At 71.8% G+C, this 21,186-nt stretch carries 14 protein-coding genes; 6 read left to right on the top strand and 8 right to left on the bottom strand.

Features of this window, described 5'->3' with window-relative positions:
- Positions 1–812 (bottom strand): cbb3-type cytochrome c oxidase subunit I (locus tag AB0F72_RS41150; protein WP_360444404.1); only part of this gene is annotated, 812 nt, incomplete at its 3' end.
- Between the two features lie 113 nt (positions 813–925).
- Between AB0F72_RS41150 and AB0F72_RS41145 the strand changes: the two genes are divergently transcribed.
- On the top strand, positions 926–1,192 hold the full coding sequence (locus AB0F72_RS41145; protein ID WP_360444401.1) for a DUF3040 domain-containing protein: 267 nt from the start codon (positions 926–928) through the stop codon (positions 1,190–1,192).
- Between the two features lie 755 nt (positions 1,193–1,947).
- Positions 1,948–2,457, top strand: coding sequence for a TIGR00725 family protein (locus AB0F72_RS41140; protein ID WP_360444398.1), 510 nt, complete (start codon positions 1,948–1,950; stop codon positions 2,455–2,457).
- Between the two features lie 32 nt (positions 2,458–2,489).
- On the opposite strand, the gene AB0F72_RS41135 is transcribed toward AB0F72_RS41140, so the two are convergent.
- Complete coding sequence (locus AB0F72_RS41135) at positions 2,490–3,761, bottom strand: serine hydrolase domain-containing protein (RefSeq protein WP_360444395.1); 1,272 nt, start codon at positions 3,759–3,761, stop codon at positions 2,490–2,492.
- Positions 3,762–3,841: 80 nt separating this feature from the next.
- On the opposite strand from AB0F72_RS41135, the gene AB0F72_RS41130 reads away from it, so the two are divergent.
- Positions 3,842–5,128, top strand: coding sequence for an MFS transporter (locus AB0F72_RS41130; RefSeq protein ID WP_360444392.1), 1,287 nt, complete (start codon positions 3,842–3,844; stop codon positions 5,126–5,128).
- Here the strand turns inward: AB0F72_RS41130 and AB0F72_RS41125 are convergent.
- The 3 genes from AB0F72_RS41125 to AB0F72_RS41115 all read right to left on the bottom strand — a co-directional run bounded on the left by AB0F72_RS41125 (position 5,069) and on the right by AB0F72_RS41115 (position 11,413).
- Entirely contained in the window at positions 5,069–5,302 is a 234-nt protein-coding gene (locus AB0F72_RS41125; RefSeq protein ID WP_360444389.1) for a hypothetical protein, read from the bottom strand. The genes AB0F72_RS41130 and AB0F72_RS41125 overlap by 60 nt on opposite strands.
- 626 nt (positions 5,303–5,928) lie before the next feature.
- Entirely contained in the window at positions 5,929–7,500 is a 1,572-nt protein-coding gene (locus AB0F72_RS41120) for an MFS transporter (protein WP_360444386.1), read from the bottom strand.
- Between the two features lie 244 nt (positions 7,501–7,744).
- Positions 7,745–11,413 (bottom strand): SpoIIE family protein phosphatase, encoded by a 3,669-nt coding sequence (locus AB0F72_RS41115; protein WP_360444383.1) that lies wholly within the window; start codon positions 11,411–11,413, stop codon positions 7,745–7,747.
- A gap of 157 nt (positions 11,414–11,570) precedes the next feature.
- On the opposite strand from AB0F72_RS41115, the gene AB0F72_RS41110 reads away from it, so the two are divergent.
- A complete protein-coding gene (locus AB0F72_RS41110) occupies positions 11,571–13,307 on the top strand; it encodes a SpoIIE family protein phosphatase (RefSeq protein ID WP_360444380.1) in 1,737 nt (578 codons plus the stop codon).
- On the opposite strand, the gene AB0F72_RS41105 is transcribed toward AB0F72_RS41110, so the two are convergent.
- Both AB0F72_RS41105 and AB0F72_RS41100 read right to left on the bottom strand, forming a co-directional pair.
- Positions 13,304–13,609: a hypothetical protein gene (locus tag AB0F72_RS41105; protein ID WP_360444377.1), complete on the bottom strand. Its 306-nt coding sequence runs from the start codon at positions 13,607–13,609 to the stop codon at positions 13,304–13,306. The two genes, AB0F72_RS41110 and AB0F72_RS41105, sit on opposite strands and share 4 nt — an antisense overlap.
- Positions 13,610–14,723: 1,114 nt before the next feature.
- Positions 14,724–16,511, bottom strand: coding sequence for a LamG-like jellyroll fold domain-containing protein (locus AB0F72_RS41100; RefSeq protein WP_360444374.1), 1,788 nt, complete (start codon positions 16,509–16,511; stop codon positions 14,724–14,726).
- A 93-nt stretch (positions 16,512–16,604) separates the two neighbouring features.
- On the opposite strand from AB0F72_RS41100, the gene AB0F72_RS41095 reads away from it, so the two are divergent.
- Positions 16,605–17,747, top strand: a complete 1,143-nt coding sequence (locus AB0F72_RS41095) for a glutamate--cysteine ligase (protein ID WP_360444407.1) — start codon at positions 16,605–16,607, stop codon at positions 17,745–17,747.
- A gap of 127 nt (positions 17,748–17,874) precedes the next feature.
- On the opposite strand, the gene AB0F72_RS41090 is transcribed toward AB0F72_RS41095, so the two are convergent.
- Positions 17,875–20,082, bottom strand: coding sequence for an EAL domain-containing protein (locus tag AB0F72_RS41090; RefSeq protein WP_360444371.1), 2,208 nt, complete (start codon positions 20,080–20,082; stop codon positions 17,875–17,877).
- 82 nt (positions 20,083–20,164) lie between these two features.
- Here AB0F72_RS41090 and AB0F72_RS41085 point away from each other — a divergent pair, with 82 nt between their 5' ends.
- The gene (locus tag AB0F72_RS41085; RefSeq protein ID WP_360444368.1) at positions 20,165–20,833 is read left to right on the top strand and encodes an HAD family hydrolase; all 669 of its coding nucleotides are present in this window, start codon (positions 20,165–20,167) and stop codon (positions 20,831–20,833) included.
- Positions 20,834–21,186 lie beyond the last annotated feature (353 nt).

The following is a 21,186-nucleotide window of genomic DNA, read 5'->3' as shown; positions in this document are numbered from 1 at the left end:
AACGGCAGCGCGATGATGTACACCTCGGGGTGGCCGAAGAACCAGAAGAGGTGCTGCCAGAGCATCGGCCCGCCGGTCTCCACGTCGAAGACGTGGGCGCCGAGGACGCGGTCCGCGGCGAGTGCGAAGAGCGCGGCCGCCAGGAACGGGAAGACCATGACCGCGAGCAGCGCGGTGACCAGCATGTTCCAGGTCAGGATCGGCATCCGGAACATGGTCATGCCGGGGGCCCGCAGGGTCAGGATCGTGGTGATCAGGTTGACCGAGCCGAGGATCGTGCCCAGACCCGAGATCGCCAGGCCGACGACCCAGGCGTTGCCGCCGATGCCGGGCGAGTGCAGCGAGTCGCTCAGCGGCGTGTACGCGAACCAGCCGAAGTCGGCCGCGCCGCCCGGCAGCATGAAGCCGCTGATCGCGAGCAGCGTGCCGAACAGGTACAGCCAGTACGCGAACGCATTGAGCCGGGGAAACGCCACGTCCGGGGCGCCGATCTGAATCGGCACCACGTAGTTGCCGAACGCGAACACGATCGGGGTCGCGAAGAACAGCAGCATGGCGGTGCCATGCATGGTGAACAACTGGTTGAACTGCTCCGGCGAGAGGATCTGCATGCCGGGGCGGGCCAGTTCCGCCCGCATCAGCAGGGCCATGAGCCCGCCGACCATGTAGAAGATGATCGACGTGATCATGTACATGATCCCGATTTGCTTCGCGTCGGTGGTGCGCAGGATCCGGGTCAGTGCCGAACCCTTCACCTGCCGGCGAACCGGGTGGGGCCGGGTAACGCTCGGCCTCGGGGCGACGGTGGTCATGCAGGCTCCTCAGATCATTTGCTCACCCCCTGTTATAGGCTTCAAAAACCATATTTCGTGCTAGATCAGCGCATCACCCACATATCCGGGCTTGCGATGGTAGGGCTAGAGCCATGCTGGAGGAGAAGGACCGCCGCGCGCTCGCGGAGATCGAGCAGCGCCTGGCTGCCGGCGACCCGGCCTTCGCCGCACGGATGACCGCGCGGCCGGCCGAGCCCGGCCGCCCGTTCCCGGCCCTGACGGTGCTCGGCGTCGCGGTGTTCCTCACGATGCCGTTCGTCGGGCTGTTCCTCGGCCCGGCCGCGGCCCTGATCGTCGCCGACCTGGCCGCGGTCACGGCCGTGGTGATCCTGGTGTTACGCCACCGGCGCGGCGGCTGACGCCCAGTCCTGACCCCGCTGGCTAAGTGAGAAACCCCGCGCCACCAGCAGATATTCGGCCTGCACGGCTGTCGCGAGGTGGCATCCCCAGCCCTCGCGCGCCCCGCGTGCCCGGGCCCGCGCCGCATGGGCCCCGCGCCCCGCGTGCCCGCCGACCCGCGCTGGCATCCTGCGGGCTGGCATCCCGCACCTGGCACCTCCCGCCTCGCACTGCCGCTTCGCACTGCCGCCTCGCACTGCCGCCTCGCACTGCCGCCTCGCACTGCCGCCTCGCACTCCCGCCTCGCCGATCTTGGAACCCGCCGTCCCGGCCGTAGCTCACGCATGTGATCAAGCCCGGATAACCGCTCTGACCTACGGCTCGCGCCACCCGGCCGTAGCCCACACATGTGATCAAGCCCGGATAACCGCCCTGGTCTACGGCTGGCTCCGCCGGGCCGTAGCTCAGGCATGTGATCAAGCTCGGCCTACCCGGCTATCGCGAGGTGGCACCCCGAGCCCTCGATGTAGCGGAAGTCGGACCTCAACGAAGACCTAACGGTCCAAACGGGCGGGCCTGGCGACTGGCCAGCGGCGGTCGCACCCACATTTCCGCAGGTAGACGACTTCCTCAATCAACCAGCAGGGTCAGTCCTCGGCGGTGGCCTCCGCCACCCCCTCCCGGCGCAGCCCGGCAACCCGGCGCTCACCGGCTCGACGATAGGCCGCGCCGATCATGACTGGGAGGAACTGTCGCTGCCTGGCAGCATGACGGTGTGACCGTTCAGGTGGCTGTCTGCGGGCCCGGCACGTGCACCGACGTGGAGGCCGCCCGGGCCCGGCGGGTGGGTGAGCTGCTCGCCGCCCGTGGGGCCGTGGTGATCTGCGGTGGTGGCGGCGGAGTGATGGCGGCGGTGGCGGCCGGTGCCCGGGCCTCGGGTGGGCTGGTGATCGGGGTCTGGCCCGGAGACAGCCGCGAGGGCGCCTCGTCGGATCTGTCCGCGACGATCGTGACGGGAATGGGCGAGGCGCGGAATGTGATCATCGTGCGCAGCGCCGACGCGGTGATCAGCATCGGTGGATCATGGGGGACACTCAGCGAGGTTGCCCTGGCGATGCGCGGCGGAGTGCCGGTGGTGTCGATCGGTGGCTGGCGGGTGACGGCCGCGGAGGGCAGCGCGATTCCCGGCGTCCGGCACGTCGCGACGCCGGAGGAGGCGGTGACGGCCGCCCTGGACGACCGTTCCGCGCCGTCGGGCCGGTCCGCGGGCGGGACCCGCGGGTAGCCGGTGTGCGGTGCCGGCCCGGCGCATCGGGGTCAGAGCTGGGCGGCCACCACGTTCGCCACCTCGGCGCGCATCGGGTCCGGGTCGGCCCAGCTCCAGTTCGGGTGGGCGCGGTTCGTCAGCAGGGCCAGCACCAGCTTGTGCCCGGGGTGGACCAGCAGCGAGGTGCCGGTGAAACCGGTGTGGCCGAACGTGGCCGCCGACGACAGCTTGCCCATGAACCATGGCTGGCGCAGCGTGACACCGAGGCCGTGGTCGGCGGGGCGGCCGGGGCGATCCGGGTCGATCGCGGGCTTGCCCTTGTTCTGGTTGGTCAGCATCTGCTGCACGGTCGCCGCGGCGAGGATCCGCTTGCCGTTGTGGACACCCCCGTTGAGCAGCAGCTGACCGATCACGGCCACCTCGTGGGCGGTGCCGAAGATGCCGGCGCTGCCGATCACGCCGCCCAGCTTCGCGGCGACGTCGTCGTGCACGATGCCGCGCAGCAGCCCTCGCGAGCTGCGGGCGTCGGTGGCGACCAGGCGTTTGGCCTGATCAGCTTTGGACAGCCACCTGAGCGGATTGAAGCCGGTGGAGGAGAGGCCGAGCGGGCCGGTCATGCCGTTCTTGAGTGCGACGTCGAGGTTCTTGCCGGTGGCCTTCTCGACGAGTTCGGCGGCCACCATGAGGCCGGTGCTGGAGTAGCGGAACGTGGTGCCGGGGACCGCGCCGGCGAGCAGCGGGGTGCCGAGCACGTTCTTCACGTTCGCCCCGACCGGGAGGCCACTCGTGTGCGTGAGCAGCATCCGTACCGTAATCGTGTTCTTGCCCTTGCCGGTGAAGGCCGGGAGGTAGCGCACGACCGGGGCGTCCAGGTCGACGGCGCCGCGTTCGACCTGTTGCAGCAGCAGGATCGCGGTGTAGACCTTGGTGAGCGAGGCCAGGTCGAAGATCGAATCGGTGCGCATCGCCACCCGCTTGGCGGCGGGGAGCTCGACCGGCCCGGCCTGGTAGCGCAGCGCGTGGCCGACGGCGACCGTGGCGGCGACCTTGCCGTCGCGCAGGACCACCGCGGCGGCGCCGGCGTAGGTGGGGTGTTTCGGGTTCGCGCTGGTGGGCTTCAGATACTTGGTGAGCACCCGCTTCAGGGGCCCCGGGTCGAATGCCTTCAGGGGCGCCGGGTCGACTGCCGGGGGCGTGGCCGCGAACGACTGCGGCGCCTCGGCGATTTCGGGAATGCCCGGCACGCTGCGTGCTTCGGACGGCTTGGCGCATCCGGCCAGCAGCGCGGTGGCGGCGACACCCAGGACCCCTCGGCGACTCATCGACACGATCACCGATCCTGCCACAGACCCGTCGATAACTGCCGCGCGAATCGTCGTACCTTTCCGGCAGAATCCCGCCCATGCTCCACGAGATCCTGCCCGAGCGCCGCGAAGCGCGCTGGTTGCTGGCCGGCGTCCTGGTGTCGGCCCTCGGGCGCGGCCTCACCCTGCCGTTCCTGTTCATCTACCTGACCGAGGTGCGCGGCTTCAGCGATGCCGCGGCCGGCCTCGCGGTCGGTTGGTTCGGCGCGGTGCTGCTGGTCTGCTCACCGATCGGCGGCACCCTGATGGACCGGTTCGGCACCCGGCGCGTGATGCTCCCCGGGTATCTCGCGCAGGCGGCCGGATCCATGGTGCTGGCGCTCGTGCACCATCCGGCCGCGATTCTCGCCGCGCTCGCCGTGATGGCGGCCGGTGGCGCGCCGACCTGGCCCGGCGGCGCCACCCTGCTCGCCTCGCTGACCCGTGAGCCGGAACGTCAGCGCACGTTCGGTCTGCAGTTCGCGCTGCTCAACCTCGGGATCGGCATCGGCGGCGTGATCGCCGGCGCGGTCGTGGACTCGTCCCGGCCAGTCACGTTCCAGATCGTCTACCTGGCCGACGCGGTGACGTTCCTGATCCCCTTCGCGATCCTGCTGGCGATGCGCGGCGTCGGGCACGCGCCGCCGCCACGGGCCGAGGCCGGGCCGCCCGGTGGCTACCTGACAGTGCTGCGCAACCGGCCGTTCCGTCGCCTCCTGCTGTTCGCGCTCTTCCTCTCCACCTGCGGTTACGCCCAGATCGAGGTCGGCTTCGCCGCCTATGCGGTACGGGTGGCAGAAGTCCCCCCGAGAGTCGTGGCCTGGGCGCTGGCCGCCAACACGGTGACCATCGTGGCGGCACAGCTCCTGGTCGTGAAACGCCTCGAAGGACGCAGCCGGACCGCGGCCCTCGCCATGGTCGGCGTCGTCTTCGCGGCATCCTGGCTGATCCTCGGCGCGGGCGGGCTGGCCGGCGGCGGATCAGTGGTCGCGGCGCTCTGCGTGATCGGGTGCGCGACGGTGTTCGCCTGCGGCGAGACGCTGCTGCAACCGGTCATGCCGGCCGTGACGAACCTGCTCGCCACCGACGACCTGCGGGCACGGTACAACTCCGCGGTCACCATGCTGATGGGCATCGCCTCGGTGCTCGGCCCGGTGACCGCCGGCCCGCTGATCGGCGCCGGTCTCGGCACGCTCTGGGTGGTCGCGATGGTGATCGGCTGCCTGGTCGCGTCCGCCCTCGCGCTGTCGTTGCGCGGCCTGCTGTCCGCCGCGCAGGACGGCCGGTCAGGCGCTGTTCTGCTGGATCCAGCCGTACAGCGCCGCGGCGCCGATCAGCGCCAGTAGGGCGACGAAGCGGAACAGCGCGAAGGACGCGCTGCGCGCCTTCTTCCGCGCGCCGGGCAGATCGGTGTTGGCCTTCTTGTATCCCGCTTTGGCACCCTTGTTGCCGTCGATCAGGCGGGCCAGCCGCATTCCGATGAAGAGCGCGATGGCCACACCGAGGATGAAGCCGCCCATCCGCGCCTCCCCGGAAAGTCGGTCACCAGCGTCGCTCCAGTGCTTCACCACTGTCAATGCATCGTTGGTGTTGCTGTCGCCCAGCGGACATAGGATGCGCCGGTGCGCCGGCTCCACATCCGGGGTAGTCGTTGCGCTCTACGGAAACCCGCGGACGTTCCGGGGCCCCACAGAATGACGCGAACCCCGTAGTGCTCCACCGTCGCCGGGACCCACCGTGACAGGCAGCACTCAGCGCCAGCCGGACCAGCCGGACCAGCCGGACCAGCTGGTTCTCAGCGCGATCGGCGACGCGTCACGCGGATGAAAGCACACGTAACGTCATCGTGGACCCTGGCCTACGCCATAGCCGTGACCCGGTCACACGCAAGAGAACGGTGTGCTCCCGTCCACGCCGCGAGGGGTCACCGTGTGACGCCGCCTCGGTTGGGGGTCACCGTGTGACGCCGCCTCGGTTGGGGGTCACCGTGTGACGCCGCCTCGGTTGGGGGTCACCGTGTGACGCCGCCTCGGTTGGGGTCACCGTGTGCCCTCGTCCGCCCCGGCTGAGGGGGCGTCGTGTGCCCGCGCATGCCACCCCCGCCATCGCGTCCCGCCCTCACCGCGCCGCCCTCACCGCGCCGCCCTCACCGCGCCGACAGCAGGTGACTCACCTCCGCCGGCCCGTCCGCCAGCGCCACCGCCCGCTCCTCCGCCTCCTGATCAGAGCCGGTCAGCCGCCCCTCATGCTGCCGCACGTGCTCACCCCAGCTCGGCACCACGTAAGCCTCCACGAACCACCCCGGCGCCGCCCCGTCCCGGAACAAACCCCAGCGCACCGCGCCGGTGCGGAGGCGGCTCAGGCGTACCCTCTCCATCGCCTCGACGAAAGCGTCCGCGTTCGACGGCGCAACCGCATAGCGAGCCGTGATCAGAACCGGTCCGTCCCGATCCGACGGATCGAGCGACAGGTGCGGCTCCGGCCAGAACACCGCCGGATCACGATTCATCCCGCTGGTGTCCCGCAGCGGCCACCAGCGCAGCGTGACAGCCCCGGCCAGCATCAGCCCGGCGGCGATCACATGGGTCGGGCCCAGACCCCACAGATCGGACAGCACACCCCAGACCAGCGCCCCGGCGGCCTGCGACCCGGCGAAGACGATCTGGTAGACGGCCAGGCCGCGGGCACGTACCCAGTTCGGCAGGAACAGCTGCATCGACGCGTTCACGCTGGACAGCACCATCACCCACGCGACGCCGGCGGGCAGCAGGACCACCACCACGGCCGCCTCCGACGGAACCGCCACCAGCAGCAACAGCACGAGCGTGAACGTGACGCTGGAGATCAGCAGCAGCCGGTTCAGCGACCAGCGGGCCCGCAGCCGGGGCAGCAGGAGCGCCCCGAACACCGCGCCGGCGCCGACGGCGGCGAGCAGGACGCCGTACCCGCCCGAGCCGAGGCCGAGCCGCCGGCTCGCGACCAGCGGCAGCAGGGCCCAGAGCGCGCTGCCGGGGATCAGAAACAGTCCGGCGCGCAGCAGGATGCGCCGCACGACAGGGGAGTGCCGCACGTACCGGCTGCCGGATCGCACGGCCGCGGCGAACCGTTCCGGCGCGTCGCCGTTGCCCGTCGACGCCGGCCGCCAGCGGAACAGGACCAGCGCGAACACGGCGAACGACAGCGTGTTCATGCCGAACACCACGCCGGTTCCGGCACGGGCGATGAGCAGGCCGGCAATCGCGGGTCCGACGGCCCGGGCGAGATTCATGCTGATCGCGCCGAGCGCGGACGCCTGCGGCAGCTGCGAGCGGGGCACCAGCTCCGGGATGATCGACTGCCAGGTCGGCGCGGTCACCGCCTGGCCCGCGCCGAGCACGAACGTCAGGGTGAGCAACAGCTCCGGCGGCATGTGATCAGTGACGGTCAGAACGGTGAGCAGCACACCCACGCCGGTGAGGAACACCTGGACCGCGAGCAGCAGCCGCCGCCGGTCGAACGTGTCGGCGAGCGCACCGGCCGGCAGCGCGAGCAGCACGATCGGCAGGGTGCTGGCGGTCTGCACCACCGCCACGAGAGTGTCACTTCCGGACTCCTCGACGAGCAGCCACTGGGCGCCGACAGTCTGCATCCAGGTGCCGATGTTGCTCGCCAGCAGCGCCAGCCACAGGCTCCGGAAGGCGGTCACACGCAGCGGAGCCCAGGCCGTTTCGGTCGTCACTCCCCATGGCTACCACCGCTGGCGCACGCTAATCGGCTCGCCTCCGGCTTTTATATGGTACGCGGCACACCTCCCACAACCGCACCGATCACCTCCCGCCGCCGCCGGCCGCGACCATCCATGCCCGCTCACGGCCGTAGCGCGAGCGCCGCCCCTCACGCCGCAGCGCGAGCGCCGGTCCCGCCGCGATCACGCTGATGACCAGGTCACGACGATGGCCACGGGTACCGGGAGGCACGGCTCCTCAGCCGGCGGTCCAGCGGCGCTCGATGGTGACCAGAGTTCCGGTGGCGGTCGTGGTGACCCGGACGTCGCCGTACGCGTTCATCAGGATCGCGCCGCGGCCCCGGTCGCGCGCCGGCGGCCGGGCCCGCCAGCCGCCGAAGTCCTGGACCTCGATCCGGACCAGGCCGCCGGTCACCCGCAGGCGCAGGTGCACCTCCGGGCGGCTCGGCCGCTGGGCGTGCTCGACCGCGTTGTTGATCGCCTCGGTGGCGGCCACCTGCAGGTCGTAGAGCAGGTCCTGGTCGGCGGCGTCACCCTGCAACGCGGCCTGCAGGTCGCGGCGCGCGGCGGCGGACGCCCCCGGGCCCAGCGGGTACGTCCACGTGGTCTCGAGCTCCGGCAGGCTGACTCCGGTCCGGGCCGCCGCCGGGTCCCGCCGGATCGCGACCACCGCGATGTCGTCGTGCTGCGGGCGGGGCACGTCGCCGAGCACCGCGTCGACGAGCGCGGTCAGGGGGGCGCCCGCGACGAACTCGCGGTGCGACCGCTCGCACAGCCGGTTGAGACCCTCGTCTATCGATTTCGGGAAGTCCTCCACCAGGCCGTCGGTGAAGAGCAGCAGCTGACCGCCCTGTCGCAGGCTGCCGGTGTTCTGCCGGTACCGGGCCCGGGTGAGGCCGAGCGGCGGACCGATCAGGCCGGCGAGCAGCGTGGTCGGCTCGCCGGGCGCGGACACCACAGGCGTCGGATGGCCCGCGCTGCACCAGGTGAACGCGCCGGTCCGCGGGTCGATGCGGATCACCAGCAGGGTCGCGAAGAGCGGCGTGTGCAGGCGGCCCACGAGCGTGGCCACCCGCCCGATCACGTGGGCCGGCGCCGGGTTCTCGACCAGGTACGCCCGGACCGCGTTGCGGATCTGCCCGGTGGTGACGGCCGCGCCGAGACCGTGCCCGGCCACGTCGCCGATGCTCACCACGAGCGAGCCGTCCGCGGCCTCGGCCACGTCGTACCAGTCACCGCCGACCCGGCCGGACGCCGGCCGGTACGCGGTCTGCACGTCCCACCCGTCCAGGGCCGGCACGCTCTCCGGCAGCACGGCCTGCTGCAGCGTGACGGTCATCTGCTGCTCGTGCTCCAGCTGCCAGCTGCTCTGGGTGAGCGACGCCAGCATGTCGGCCAGCGGGGTGAGGATGCTCCGGGCCTGCTCGCTGGGCGGGTTGGCCGAGTCGATCCGCACGGTGATGGTGCCCAGGACCGTACCCTCGTGGGCTTTGATCTCGACCTCGACGGACTCGCCCGGCGCGCCCTCGTCGTCGTCGTCGCCGTCGGCGGCGACGAACCGCAACTCCGGCCGCCGGCGGCCGCCGCGCAGCACGGTGACCGCCGACAGACCGCCCAGCATCGCGCGGGCCTGATCAGTAGCGGTCTGGAACGCCTCCTCCAGAGCCCGGCCGGAGGCGATCACGGCGGCCGTGTCGGCGAGCGCGGTCATCTGCCGGCTGTGCGTGGCGCGGACGCTCGCCATCTCCAGGAGGTTGCGGACCCGGGCGATCAGCTCCTGGGCGTGGAACGGCTTGACCACGTAGTCGTCCGCGCCGGCGGCCAGGCCCTCCACCCCGGACTCCTGACCGGCCCGGGCGGAGAGCATCACCACCGGCAGGCCGCGGGTCGCCTCGTCCCCGCGCAGCTTGCGGACCAGGGCGAAACCGTCCAGTCGCGGCATCATCACGTCGGTGATCAGCAGATGCGGCCGGTCCCGGCGGATCGCGCGCAGGGCGGCCTCGCCGTCCGCGGCCGTCAGCACCTGCCAGCCCTCGGCGGTGAGCAGCCGGGCCAGGTAGGCGCGCATGTCGCTGTTGTCGTCGGCGACCAGGATCCGGATCCCGCCGGCCGGCGCCGCGTCGCCGTCGCCGGCCTCGTCGGTCAGCCAGCCGGCCGTCTCGACGGCGGCGGCCCGCGCGGCGGCGAACGGCTCCGGAGCGGGTTCCACCGGCAGGGCGCCGGCCGGCCGCACCGCGCTCCACGGCAGCACCACGGTGAAGGTGGTGCCCTCGCCGGGCGCGCTGGCCACCTCGACGTCACCGCCGGACAGCCGGGTCAGCTCACGGACCAGGGCCAGGCCGATGCCGGTGCCCTCGTGGCTGCGCGAGCGCGCGCCGCGGATCCGGTGGAACCTGTCGAACAGGCGGGGCAGCTCGGCCGCGTCGATCCCGATGCCGGTGTCCGCGACGGAGAGCCGGATCGCTGTGGCGTCCGACTCGAGGGTCACCCGGATCCCGCCGACGAAGGTGAACTTGAGCGCGTTGGAGAGCAGGTTCGTGACGATCCGCTCCCAGTGGCCGGGGTCCACCGCGACCGGGCCGGGGAGCGGCGGGCAGTCCACCGTCAGCCGCAGGCCGGTGCGTTCGATCGCGGCCCGGAACACGCCGGCCAGCTCCCGGGTGTATCGGGCCAGGTCCAGCGTGTGCGGCTGCGTGCCGGACCGTCCCGATTCGATGCTGGAGAACGTGAGCAGCTCGTTGACCAGGGAGAGCAGGCGGGTGGCGCTGCGCCAGGCGGTGTCCACGCGGTCCCGCTGGGCGGCCCCGAGCGGCTCCTCGCGGTCGGCGAGCGCGTCGGCCAGCGGTCCGAGCATCAAGGTCAGCGGGGTACGGAACTCGTGGCTCACGTTCGTGAAGAAGTCCGTCTTCACCCGGTCCAGCTCGACCAGCGCCGCCGCCCGGTCACGTTCCTCCTGGTACGCCTGGGCGGTGCGGATGGCGACCCCGATCTGCTGCGCCAGCAGGGTCAGGAACGACCGGTACGTGTCGTCGAGCGCCCGGCTCGGACTGACCCCGGTGACCAGCACCCCGCCGGGCAACGGCTGGGCGACGGATCCCCGTACCCGATCGTCGAATGCGCCACCGGTGAGCGTGAGCCGGCCGCCCAGGTCGCCCACCTCGATGGTCTCCCCGCTCGCCGCGGCACACAGCCCCCAGGGGTCGTCGCCGGAAGCGTCCAGCGCGACGTGCGCCGGCAGGTCCGTCTCCGCCGCGCCGACCAGGGCGTGCCGCCGCAGCGCACCGCCGTCGCGCAGATAGATCGCGGCGAACGGCACGTCCAGCGGATGCCGGCCGAGCACCTCGCCGAGCCGGGCGCAGGTCCGCTCGACGCCGGCCGTCCCGTCCCCGCCGGGCAGGGCGAGATCGTGCAGCAGCCGCAGCCGGCGTTCGCCGACCACCTGCTCGGTCACCTCGCTGCACACGGTGAGCACGCCCACCGTGACGCCGTCGTCGTCGCGGGCCGGCGCGTGCGAGACGCTGAAGTACGCCTCCTCGCGGTACCCGGACCGGTCCAGCAGCAGGCGCAACGCCGGCACCCAGCTCGCCACGCCGGTCGCCATCGCCTCGTCGATCAGCGGCCGGAGCACGTCCCAGCCCTCGGCCAGGGTCACCCGCACGTCCCGGCCGAGCGCCGCCGGATGCTTGTCGCCGATCAGGCCCGAGTACGCGTCGTTGTAGAGCTGGACCAGGTCCGGCCCCCAGAGCAGCAGCATCGGGTATCGCGACGAGAGCACGATCCGGACGGCCGCCCGCAGGCTCTGCGGCCAGCGTTCGATCGGCCCCAGATCCGTCGCCGCCCAGTCGATCCGTGCCATCAGGCGCGCGGTCTCGCCGCCGCCGGCGAACACGTCGTCCGCGGGGGTCATCTCACCGCTCAAAGTCGCGCCATTCCCATCCCCGCCCGTTACCCCGTGGCTGGACTCTCGCACACCACTGCGCGATAGTGCCTCGCCAGGGTCGTACCTCGCCCACCAGCCGGGTATGTTGCCCCGGAGCACCGAGACGACACCCTGGAAGGATTGCATGGCAGACGACGACGGGCAGCGGCTCGCCGCACTGCTGCGCACCGGTCTGGACGCGGTGGCCGACCCGATGTTCGACAGGTTCGCGTCCATGGTGCGCACCGTGCTCGGGGTGCCGGTGGCGCTTGTCTCACTGGTCGACGCGGACCGGCAGTTCTTCCCCGGTGCCTGCGGGCTCGGCGAACCCTGGGCGCAGAAGCGGCAGACACCGCTGAGCCACTCGTTCTGCAAGCACGTGGTCGACGCCGCGCAACCGCTGATCGTCACGGACGCCCGGGTCGACCCGCGGGTGCGGGACAACCTCGCGATCGAGGACCTCGGCGTCGTCGGCTACGCGGGGATGCCGGTCTTCGACGCGGACGGGCGGGTGCTCGGGTCGCTCTGCGCGATCGACCACGAGCCGCGCCAGTGGACCGAGCACGAGCTGTCGGCGCTCTCCGACCTCGCGGCCGCCTGCTCCGACAGCCTTCAGCTGCGGATCGCGTCGTACCAGGCGTCGGACCGGGCCGAGCTGGTCGCCGAGCGGAGCCGGCTGCTGCTGCGGGCCAGTAGCGCCCTCGGCGCGGCGGCCACCTCCGACGAGGTCGTCGACACGGTGCGTGACCTGGTCATCGGGACCCTGGACCCGGCGTACGTCGGGGTCTCCTGGCTGGAGTCCGACGGCCTGATCCAGCTGGCGTCCGGCCGGTTGCTGCCGCCCGACCTGGCGGAGCACTGGGCGACGTACGGCACCGAGGTCCGCACCCCGTCCGGGCTGGCCGCGCGCAGCGGCCGCACCGTGGTCCTGCCCGACCTCGCCGCGGTGGCCGAGCAGACGCCGGACGCGCTCGGCACGTTCCACCGGATGGAGTGGCAGGCCGCGGTCAGCGTGCCGCTGCCCGGGGTGCACGGACCGATCGGGGCGCTGACGTTCTGCTGGAAGCAGCGGTACACCCCCGGTGACGGCGAACACGCGGTGCTCACCGCGCTCGCCGGATACGTCGCGCAGGCGCTGCAGCGGGCCAGCGCGTACGACGACCGGCGCACCGCCGCCGAAACGATGCAGAAGGCGCTGCTCAGCCCGCTGCCCGTGCTGGACCACGTGCGGCTGGTGGCCCGGTACGCGCCGGCGAACCGGGCCGATCTGGTCGGCGGGGACTGGTACGACGCGGTCCGCCTCGACGACGCCCGGATGGCCGTGGTGATCGGCGACGTGGCGGGACACGGCGTGACCGCGGCCGCGACCATGGGGCACTACCGGAGCATGCTGCGCGCGCTGCTGGTGGACCGGTACGACTATCCGTCGGTCCTGCTGGCCCGCTTCGAACGGGCCGCCAAGCTGCTCGGGGTCGGTGGGATGGCCACCGTGCTGGTCGCCTACCTGACCGCCGAGCCGGGTGGCGGGCACACGCTGACCTGGGCGAACGCCGGCCACATCCCGCCGACGCTGGTGCTGCCGGACGGGTCGGTCAGCCAGCTGCCGAACGGCGGCCCGCTGCTCGGCGGCCTGCGCGGGGTCACCCGGCGCACACACACGCGGTCGCTGCCGGCCGGGAGCCGGCTGGTGCTCTACACCGACGGGCTGATCGAGACCCGCACGTTCCCGATCGACGACGGCATCGAGCACCTGCGCCGGGTGATCACGGATCATCCGGGCGCCGGTCTCGACGAGCTCGCCGACGCGGCGATGGAGATCATCGCGCCGGGGGAGCGGGAGGACGACGCTTCCCTCCTGCTGATCGAGACGTTGACGCCTTAGTGGGGTGTTTCGTGCTCGCTCGGCGCCCGCTGATCGCCGCTGATCGCCCGGTGTGGAGCGGTGCGGGCGGGCTGGCGCTGAGGGTTCTCGGAGCAGGCATCCGGGAGCACTGGTGACCAGCTCGTCTTCGTCGGCTGGCGGGGAGTGCTCTCGCGGACCCGTCGGGACAGCACCGAGCGCCAGCCGGATCCCGCCATTCCACGATCCACCAGGCCGGGAACAGCACTGACGACCAGCTGGTCCAGCTGGTCCAGCTGGTCGTGAGTGCGCTCGGCCGCGGCGATGTTCCCGAGGTGCGTCATCACTGCTGCAGGGCCAGCCGGAAATCGGGGCGGACCGCACGTCGGCGCGAACCGTTGTCACCCAGCGTGCCTGCATCCGCGGTCAACGTCGCGCTGCGCGGAAACCCGCGGACGCCCCAGGCCCTGCAGAATGACGCAAACCTCCAGCGCTCCACGGTCGGCGGCGACGGACCGTGACGCGCGGCCGCCGCTGGACAGTCGCCAGGCCGTCCCCCTGGGCCATTAGATCTTCGTGGAGGTCCGGTTCCCGCTACCTCGAGTATCCGAGCTTGAACACATGCTTGGGCTACGGCCGGGCGACGCGAGCCGTAGGCCAGAGCGGTTATCCGGGCTTGATCACATGTGTGGGCTACGGCCGGGCGACGCGAGCCGTAGGCCAGAGCGGCTACCCGAGCTTGATCACATGTGTGGGCTACGGCCGGGACGGCGGGTTCCAAGATCGGCGAGGCGGGAGGTGGCTGGTGTGAGATGCCAGCCGCAGGACGCCAGCGCGGGGTCGGCGGGGCACGCAGGGGCGCGGGGCCCAGGCGGCGCGGGGCCCAGGCGGCGCGGGGCCCAGGCGGCGCGGGGCCCAGGCGGCGCGGGGCCCAGGCGGCGCGGGGCCCAGGCGGCGTGGGCCCGGGGCAGGCGGAGCGCTGGGCTCAGGGTCTTTCGCGTTTTCGTTAGCACACGGAGAGCCAGCTGGCCCGGGTGAGCTGGTGTCAGTGCTAGTGCTGACCTTGCTTGCTGATCGATGAACTGTCGCCTGGTAGGGGCCCGTGAATGGCGACCATCCGGTTGTCGCGCCCATCTCACATCCGACGAGTCGACGGCTCGTCGATTAGCCAGCAAGGTCAGCACTCAGAGCCAGCCCGACCCGCACGGCTGGCTCACTGTGCCCGCGGCTCACTGTGCTCACGCGGCCCCCGCACGCGCGACGGCGTGCGGGGGCCAAGCCCGAGATCTGGGCAGTTCACGCCCTGCGCAGCCACAATTCGCCAAGATCGCGTCGGCCCCTACGTGGCGACGTGGCGGCCGCCTGCGTGGTGGCGACGTGGCGGCCGCGTGGTGGCGACGTGGCGGCCGCGTGGTGGCGCCGTGGCGGCGGCGGGCCGCTATCGGAAGCGGCCGGCTGCTATCGGAAGTGGCCGGCCGGCAGGAACTGGTCCGGCCGCAATGCCCGCGACGTGATCCGGGTGTCGCCGATCCAGCCGTAGAACCCCTGGTCGTACGCGAGGTCGAACGACGTCCCACCGAGCGTGAACGGCCGGCCCACCGTCGCCACCCCGCGCGCCGGCTGCGTCGGGTTCCGGGCGATCTTCGAGCCGTTCACCCAGACGATGCTGCGCTTGCCGTCGTTGACGATCGCCACGTGGTGCCAGACGCCGACCGGCAGTGCGTGGCTCCACGACGTCGGATTGTGATCACCCTCGGCGGTGTACAGCACGTACTGCAGGAACCGCTCGGGGGACAGGTTCAGGCTGCACGTCGGTTCGAGCGGCGACCAGCCGCTGTGCTTGCCGGCGTCCCCGGCGCGTCCTTCCCAGCTGAAGACGCCCATCCACGCGTGGCTGCCGACGAACGGCGACGGCAGCTTCAGGAACGTCTCGAACGTGTACCCGCCACGGAACGTGGCGCTGTTCAGCGGCGCGTCCGGGGCGGTCTGCAGCAGGGCGCCCCGGTTCGGGCCGCCGTCGAAGCGGAGGCTCGCGTGGGCCGGCGCGCCCCGATGGTGGTCGGCCGCCACGGTGAGAACGTCGGCGCCACTGCCGGCGAGACGGCGTACCACCAAGTCGTTGCCCTTGCCGGAGAGATCGGCCACGACGGCGCCGTCGCTGACCGCCTGGCCGGCCGCGTCGAACCGCCAGTAGGCGGCGGTGTGCCGGTCCACCACCCGGGTCGCGGGCCGCGGCGCGGGAAGCGCCGGCGGCGCGAAGGCGGCGAACCGCTTCTCGAAGTCGATCTCCAGGCTGAACCGGTCGACGTCGCCGGTCAGCTCGATCGTCTCCTCGGCCAGCGGCGAGCGGCGCTGCAGGAACCAGGGCGCGAACGTCTCCACGTCGATCCGGTTGCGCACCAGGTCGAAGCGGTACAGCCGGATCATCGCGGCGCCGCCGTAGTACCGGTCCTGATAGTTGGTGATGTGCACGTGGACGTCGTTGCCGGCGGTGTTGCGCAGCACGGTCCGCCCCGGCGGCCAGTAGTGGCCGTTGAGGGTCAGGAAGATCTGGTCGTTGTCCTTGATCAGCTTGTCCCAGAGCCGCTGACCGTTACTGGACAGGTACGCCGCGCCCGCGTCGTCAGCGTAGGCCAGGTCGTGCGTGGTGACGATCGCCGGCAGCGTGGCGTTCGCCGCCAGGATGGAGCGGGCCCAGGTCAGGCCGCCGTCGGAGATCCGCCAGTCCAGCGCGAGGATCAGCCACTGCCGCCCACCCGCGGTCAGCCGGTGCGCGCTGTTGTAGCCGTCGGCGGAGGCCCCGAGGTACGTCGCCGCACCCCGGAACCGGTCCGGACCGAAAACCTTCAGGTACGCGGTGCTGCCCCGTTGATCGTTCGTGCTGGAGCTGACGTCGTGGTTGCCGGCGAGCACGCTGTACGGCAGCCGCCCGTCGATGGCCCGGAACGTCGAGCCGGCCAGCGCGATCTCCTGCTCGGTGCCGTGCTCGGTGATGTCGCCGAGGTGGGTGAGGAAGGCGACGTTGTCCTCGGCGCGCTGGTCGAGCAGGTACCGGAAGGTGGCCGCGAGCGGGGCCGGGTCGGAGCTGTCGGCGTCGAACAGATACTGGGTGTCGGGCAGCACCGCGATCGAGAAGCGTGGGTCGGCCTTGTCGAAACCCCTGGTGGAGGCGGTGGCCGGGCGCATGTCGAGGGTGGCGGCGGCGGGCGCGGCGAGCGCCGCGGCAAGCAGGTTCCTTCGTTCCACGAGCAAAGATCATCTATGGGGTACGGGGACAGCAGGCGACCGCCGGACGAGGAGCAGGCGAACGCTCAGAAACCGCTCACCACGGTCTTCCCGATGGCGTTGCCGGCGGGGGTTTGGTGTAGCAGTCCGCCGGGTAGCCACGGCGCCGTGCTGACCGTCGGTGTCGAAGAGGAATTTCTGCTGCTCGATCCGGACACCGGCGCCAACGCTCCGGTCGCCGAGAAGGTGCGGGCCGCGCTGCCCGAGCAGGCGCGCCGGCAGAGCCGGGCGGAGGTGCGCCGCAGCATGCTCGAAATGGTCACCGGGGTCTGCACGGACCTGCGCGACGTGCGCGATCAGCTGGGCTCCCTGCGGCGTGCCGCCGCGACCGCTGCCGACGATGCCGGGGTACGGCTGACAGCTGTCGCCGCCACGCCGGTGTCCGAACCCGATCGCAGCGTGCCGGACGACCCCCGCTACCACACCATGGTCGACCGGTTCGGCCCGCTCGCCCAGGATCCGGCGCTGTGCGGGATGCACGTGCACGTGGGCGTCGGCGACCGGGACCTGGCCGTCCAGGTCTGCAACCACCTGCGGATCTGGCTGCCGGTGATCCAGGCGCTGACCGGGAACTCGCCGTTCTTCGAGGGCGTGGACACCGGACACAGCAGCTGGCGCAACGTCCAGCTGCGCCGGTGGTTCAGCGTGGCGCCGACCCCGTACTTCCGGGACGCCCGGGAGCACGACCGCACCGTGGACGACCTGATCGCCACCGGCATCATGATCGACGAGGGGATGGTGCAGTGGTACGCCCGCCTCTCCCCGAGGTACCCGACAGTGGAGATCCGGATGGGCGACGTCTGCGCCGACGTCGACGACACGGTGCTGGTGACGGCGCTGATCCGGGCGGCGGTGGAGACCGCGATCACGGAGATCCGCGGCGGGCGGGCGGCGCCGGACCCGAGGGATGCCGTGGTGTTCGGGGCGCACTGGCGCGCCGCCCGCGACGGCCTCGGCGGTGACCTGGTCGACCTGCGGGACGGCCGGGCCCGCCCGGCGTGGGAACTGATCGCCGAGTTCGCCGAGCTGGTGGACCCGGCCCTGCGGGAGTCCGGTGATCGGGGAGTGGTCGTGGACGGGCTCAGCCGGCTGCGGGAGACCGGGAGCGGCGCGGACCGGCAGCGCCGGATCTACCGCTCGGCGGGCGACATCCGGGCCGCCCTGGAGGCCGCCGCCACGTGGACCCGCACCACCTGACGTACGCGGCCCCGCCCGAACAGGTCTCCCCGCGCCCGTCGCCGTAGCCCGCGCAACGGCCTGGCGTGGGCAGCATGGTCGCGCGGACTCTCGGGGACCCTGCGGAACGCGTACCGAAAAAGGGTTTTCAGGCGGCTACGCGGTGTGCCTGGTCGAGCAGGGCGTCGATCTCCTCGGCCGGGAGCGGGCGCGCGAAGTGGAAGCCCTGCGCGTGGCGATACCCCAGCTCGAAGAGCCGTTGGGCCTGCTCGGCGGTCTCCACGCCCTCCGCGACAGTGTGCAGGCCCATCGTCTCGGCGATGCCGGTCAGCGCGATCGCGATCGCCTCCTGCTGCGGCGTGCCGTTGAGCCCGTCGACGAACGACTTGTCCACCTTGATGGCGTCCACCGGGCAGGTGCGCAGCAGGCCGAGCGAGGAGTGCCCGGTGCCGAAGTCGTCCAGCGCGATGCTCACGCCCAGTGACGACAGGGCCGTTACCGTGCTCAGCGCGCGACCGCCCCCGAACACCGCTGTCTCGGTGATCTCGACGGTGAGCTGGGAGGCCGGCACGCCGTGACGGGCCAGAGCGCCGGCCACGACGTCGGGCAGACCCGGGTCGAGCAGCTGGCGAGCCGACACGTTGACCGCTACTGATTGGAGCGCGCCGGTTCCGTGACGGTGCCGCCAGGCGGCGGCCTGCGTGCAGACCATTTCGATGATCCACTCGCCCAGGTCGACGATCAGGCCGGTGTCCTCGGCGACCGGGATGAAGTCGGCGGGGGAGACCGTCGTACCGTCCGGCCTGCGCCAGCGGATCAGCGACTCCACGCCGACCATCCGGCCGCCGGGCAGTTCCACGACCGGCTGGTAGAGCAGGTAGAACTCGCCGGCGCTGAGCGCGCGCCGCAGATCCGCGGCGATTGTCGCCCGCTGGCTCAGCCGGCGTTCCAGGGAAGCGTCGTAGCGGACCACGGCCTGACCGGGATTGACCGTCGCCTCGCGTAACGCGATCTCGGCCCGCCGGAACAGATCGTCGTCACCGTCCGCGATGCCGACGGAGAGGTCCACGATCACCTCGTGACCGTCCGCGTGCAACGGCTCGTCACCGATCGTGACCTCGGTGATGCCGGGCAGCAGCAGGCCGAACTCGTCCCCACCGAGCCGTGCCACCACGGCGTCCGCGTCGACCAGGCCGGAGAGGCGCCCGGCGAACGCGGCGAGCAGCGCGTCCCCGGCCGCCGGCCCGAGGCTGTCGTTGATCGACCGGAAGTCCTTCAAGTCGATCAGCATGACGGTGTGCGGGCCGGACGCCTCGGCCACGGCGGCGGTGAAGTACCGGCGGCTGTACAGGCCGGTCAGCTCGTCGTGCATCGCGTAGCGGGCGACCGTGTCGAGCAGCGTCGAGTTCTCCGACAACGCCATCGCCTGCCGGGCCACCACCAGCAGCAACAGCAGGGTGGTCCCGGCGACCTGAACGGTGCTGAGGTGGCCGGTGCGCAGGTACACGGTCGCGACCAGCACACTCGCGAGACCGGTGGCGACCAGCGGGACAGCGGTGCTGCGCCGGTAGAACGACGGGTGCAGGCTCGGGGACGCGCGGCCGCCGGCACGCTGCTGCGCGAACGCGGCGAGCGTGCCGAACAGGCCGACGAACGGCAGCACCGCCGCGCTGCCGTTGAGATGCGGCCACGTCTTGAGCACCGTCATCAGGACGGTGGAGAGCGGGCCGGCCAGCCCGATCGGCGCGAGCCACCAGAGCGCGGCCCGCGGCACCGGGCTCTGCCGCGCCGCCATGATCTTCACGACCACCACGACGCCGGCCACCGCGATGGCCATCATCGCGATGTTCAGCCACCACGCCGAGGTGCTCACCCCGAACCGGTCCATGAACCAGCCGACGTACTCCGAGGCCGCGATCCCGGCCGTCACGGCCACCACCGTCACGTCCAGCACGGCCGTGGTCAGCTGCCGCCAGCTGCGCCCGCCGCCGGGCAGCCGCAGCAGCGCCGAGATCGCCAGCATCGTGCCGATCACGTAGAGCACCAGCGTCCGCGAGCCGATCGGCGGCATCCCGTCGAACGGCACGGTGATCACGTCGACGGTCTGGCTCAGCGTCGCGAGCAGCACGAACCCCATGGCGAGGGTGAGCCGGCGCCAGAACGTGCGCAGATCTCCGGTGGTGCCGCGCGCGGCGGCGGCGGCGCTCGCGACTGCCATCCCGACGCCGGCGACGGCCGGCACCCAGACCAGAACATTGGAGAACGCGGTGCGGGTGCCCAGCACGATCAGCACGACGTCGGCAACGGCCATCCCGATCGCGATCGGGAGGTACCAGGCGCGCCAGCGCGTGACCACAGACCCTCCTCCCGCGTTGCAGCACCCGTCGCCGTGGACATCGGCGCGCACGCCGACAAGTTGAGGTTCTATGGTTCGGATCATGATCCGTGCGGTGGCCATCGACGTCGACGACACGCTGTGCATGACCGAGGAGGCGTCGTTCTTCCTGGAGAACGAGGTCCTCACCGCGATGGGGCACCCGCCGATGCCCCGCTCCCTGCACCTTCAGACGTGGGGCGAGCCGCTGCTGCAGGCGATGCCGAAACGCTCCCCGGGTCTCGACCTCGACCGTTTCGGCCCACTCTTCCACGAGGCGATGACCCGTCACGTGTCGGACGGCCTGCTCGACGTGATTCCGCCGGAGAACCTGCGTGCCCTGGACCAGTTGCTGGCCGACGGCTTCCGCCTGATGCTGCTGACGTCCCGTACCGGCCCGGAGATCCGTCACATGCTGGAGCCGGATCACGCCCTGTCGTCCCGGATCAGCGCCGTGTACCACCGCGACAACACCCGTTTCGGCAAGCCCGACCCGCGCGCGTTCGACGAGCTGCTGTCCCAGGCGAGCCTGGCCCCGTCCGAGTGCGTCTATGTCGGCGACTCCCCGGGCGACGCGCTGGCGGCCGGCCGGGCCGGGTTGCCGTTCATCGCGTGCTTGCAGAGCGGAGTCCGCCGGTTGTCCGACTTCGATCCCCGCTACGTGACCACGTCGATCACCGCGTTCCCGGAGCTGACGACCACGATCAAAACCCTTCCCGGGTACGGCCGATAGCCGCTCGCCCACTCAGCCGTCGATCGTGCGCTCGCGCCCTGGCCGATCGTGCTCTCGCGCCCTGGCCGCGAGGCGGATCACCGGCCGCGCGGGTGTGTCCACGGGGGTCGCGAGCCGTAGCCCACGCAGGTGAAGCCCGCGGCTGACATGCCTGAGCGACGGCCGGGCCCGCTCGGGGGCGGCTCGGGGGCGGCTCAGCCGTAGCCGGCGCATCTAACCGCCGCGTTTTGCCTGCGCCTGCTACGGCCGAGCTGCCCGCAATGCCACTTAGCTTAAGTTGATCTTGATGGCTTCGGGTGTCGGTCGTGGGTGGCTGCCGATGGTTCTGGTGTGATGGCCGCCGTGTCGGGTGT

It is taken from the genome of Actinoplanes sp. NPDC023936 (assembly GCF_040639325.1).
Lineage (GTDB): Bacteria > Actinomycetota > Actinomycetes > Mycobacteriales > Micromonosporaceae > Actinoplanes.
This window is presented reverse-complemented; position numbering and strand designations above follow the sequence as displayed.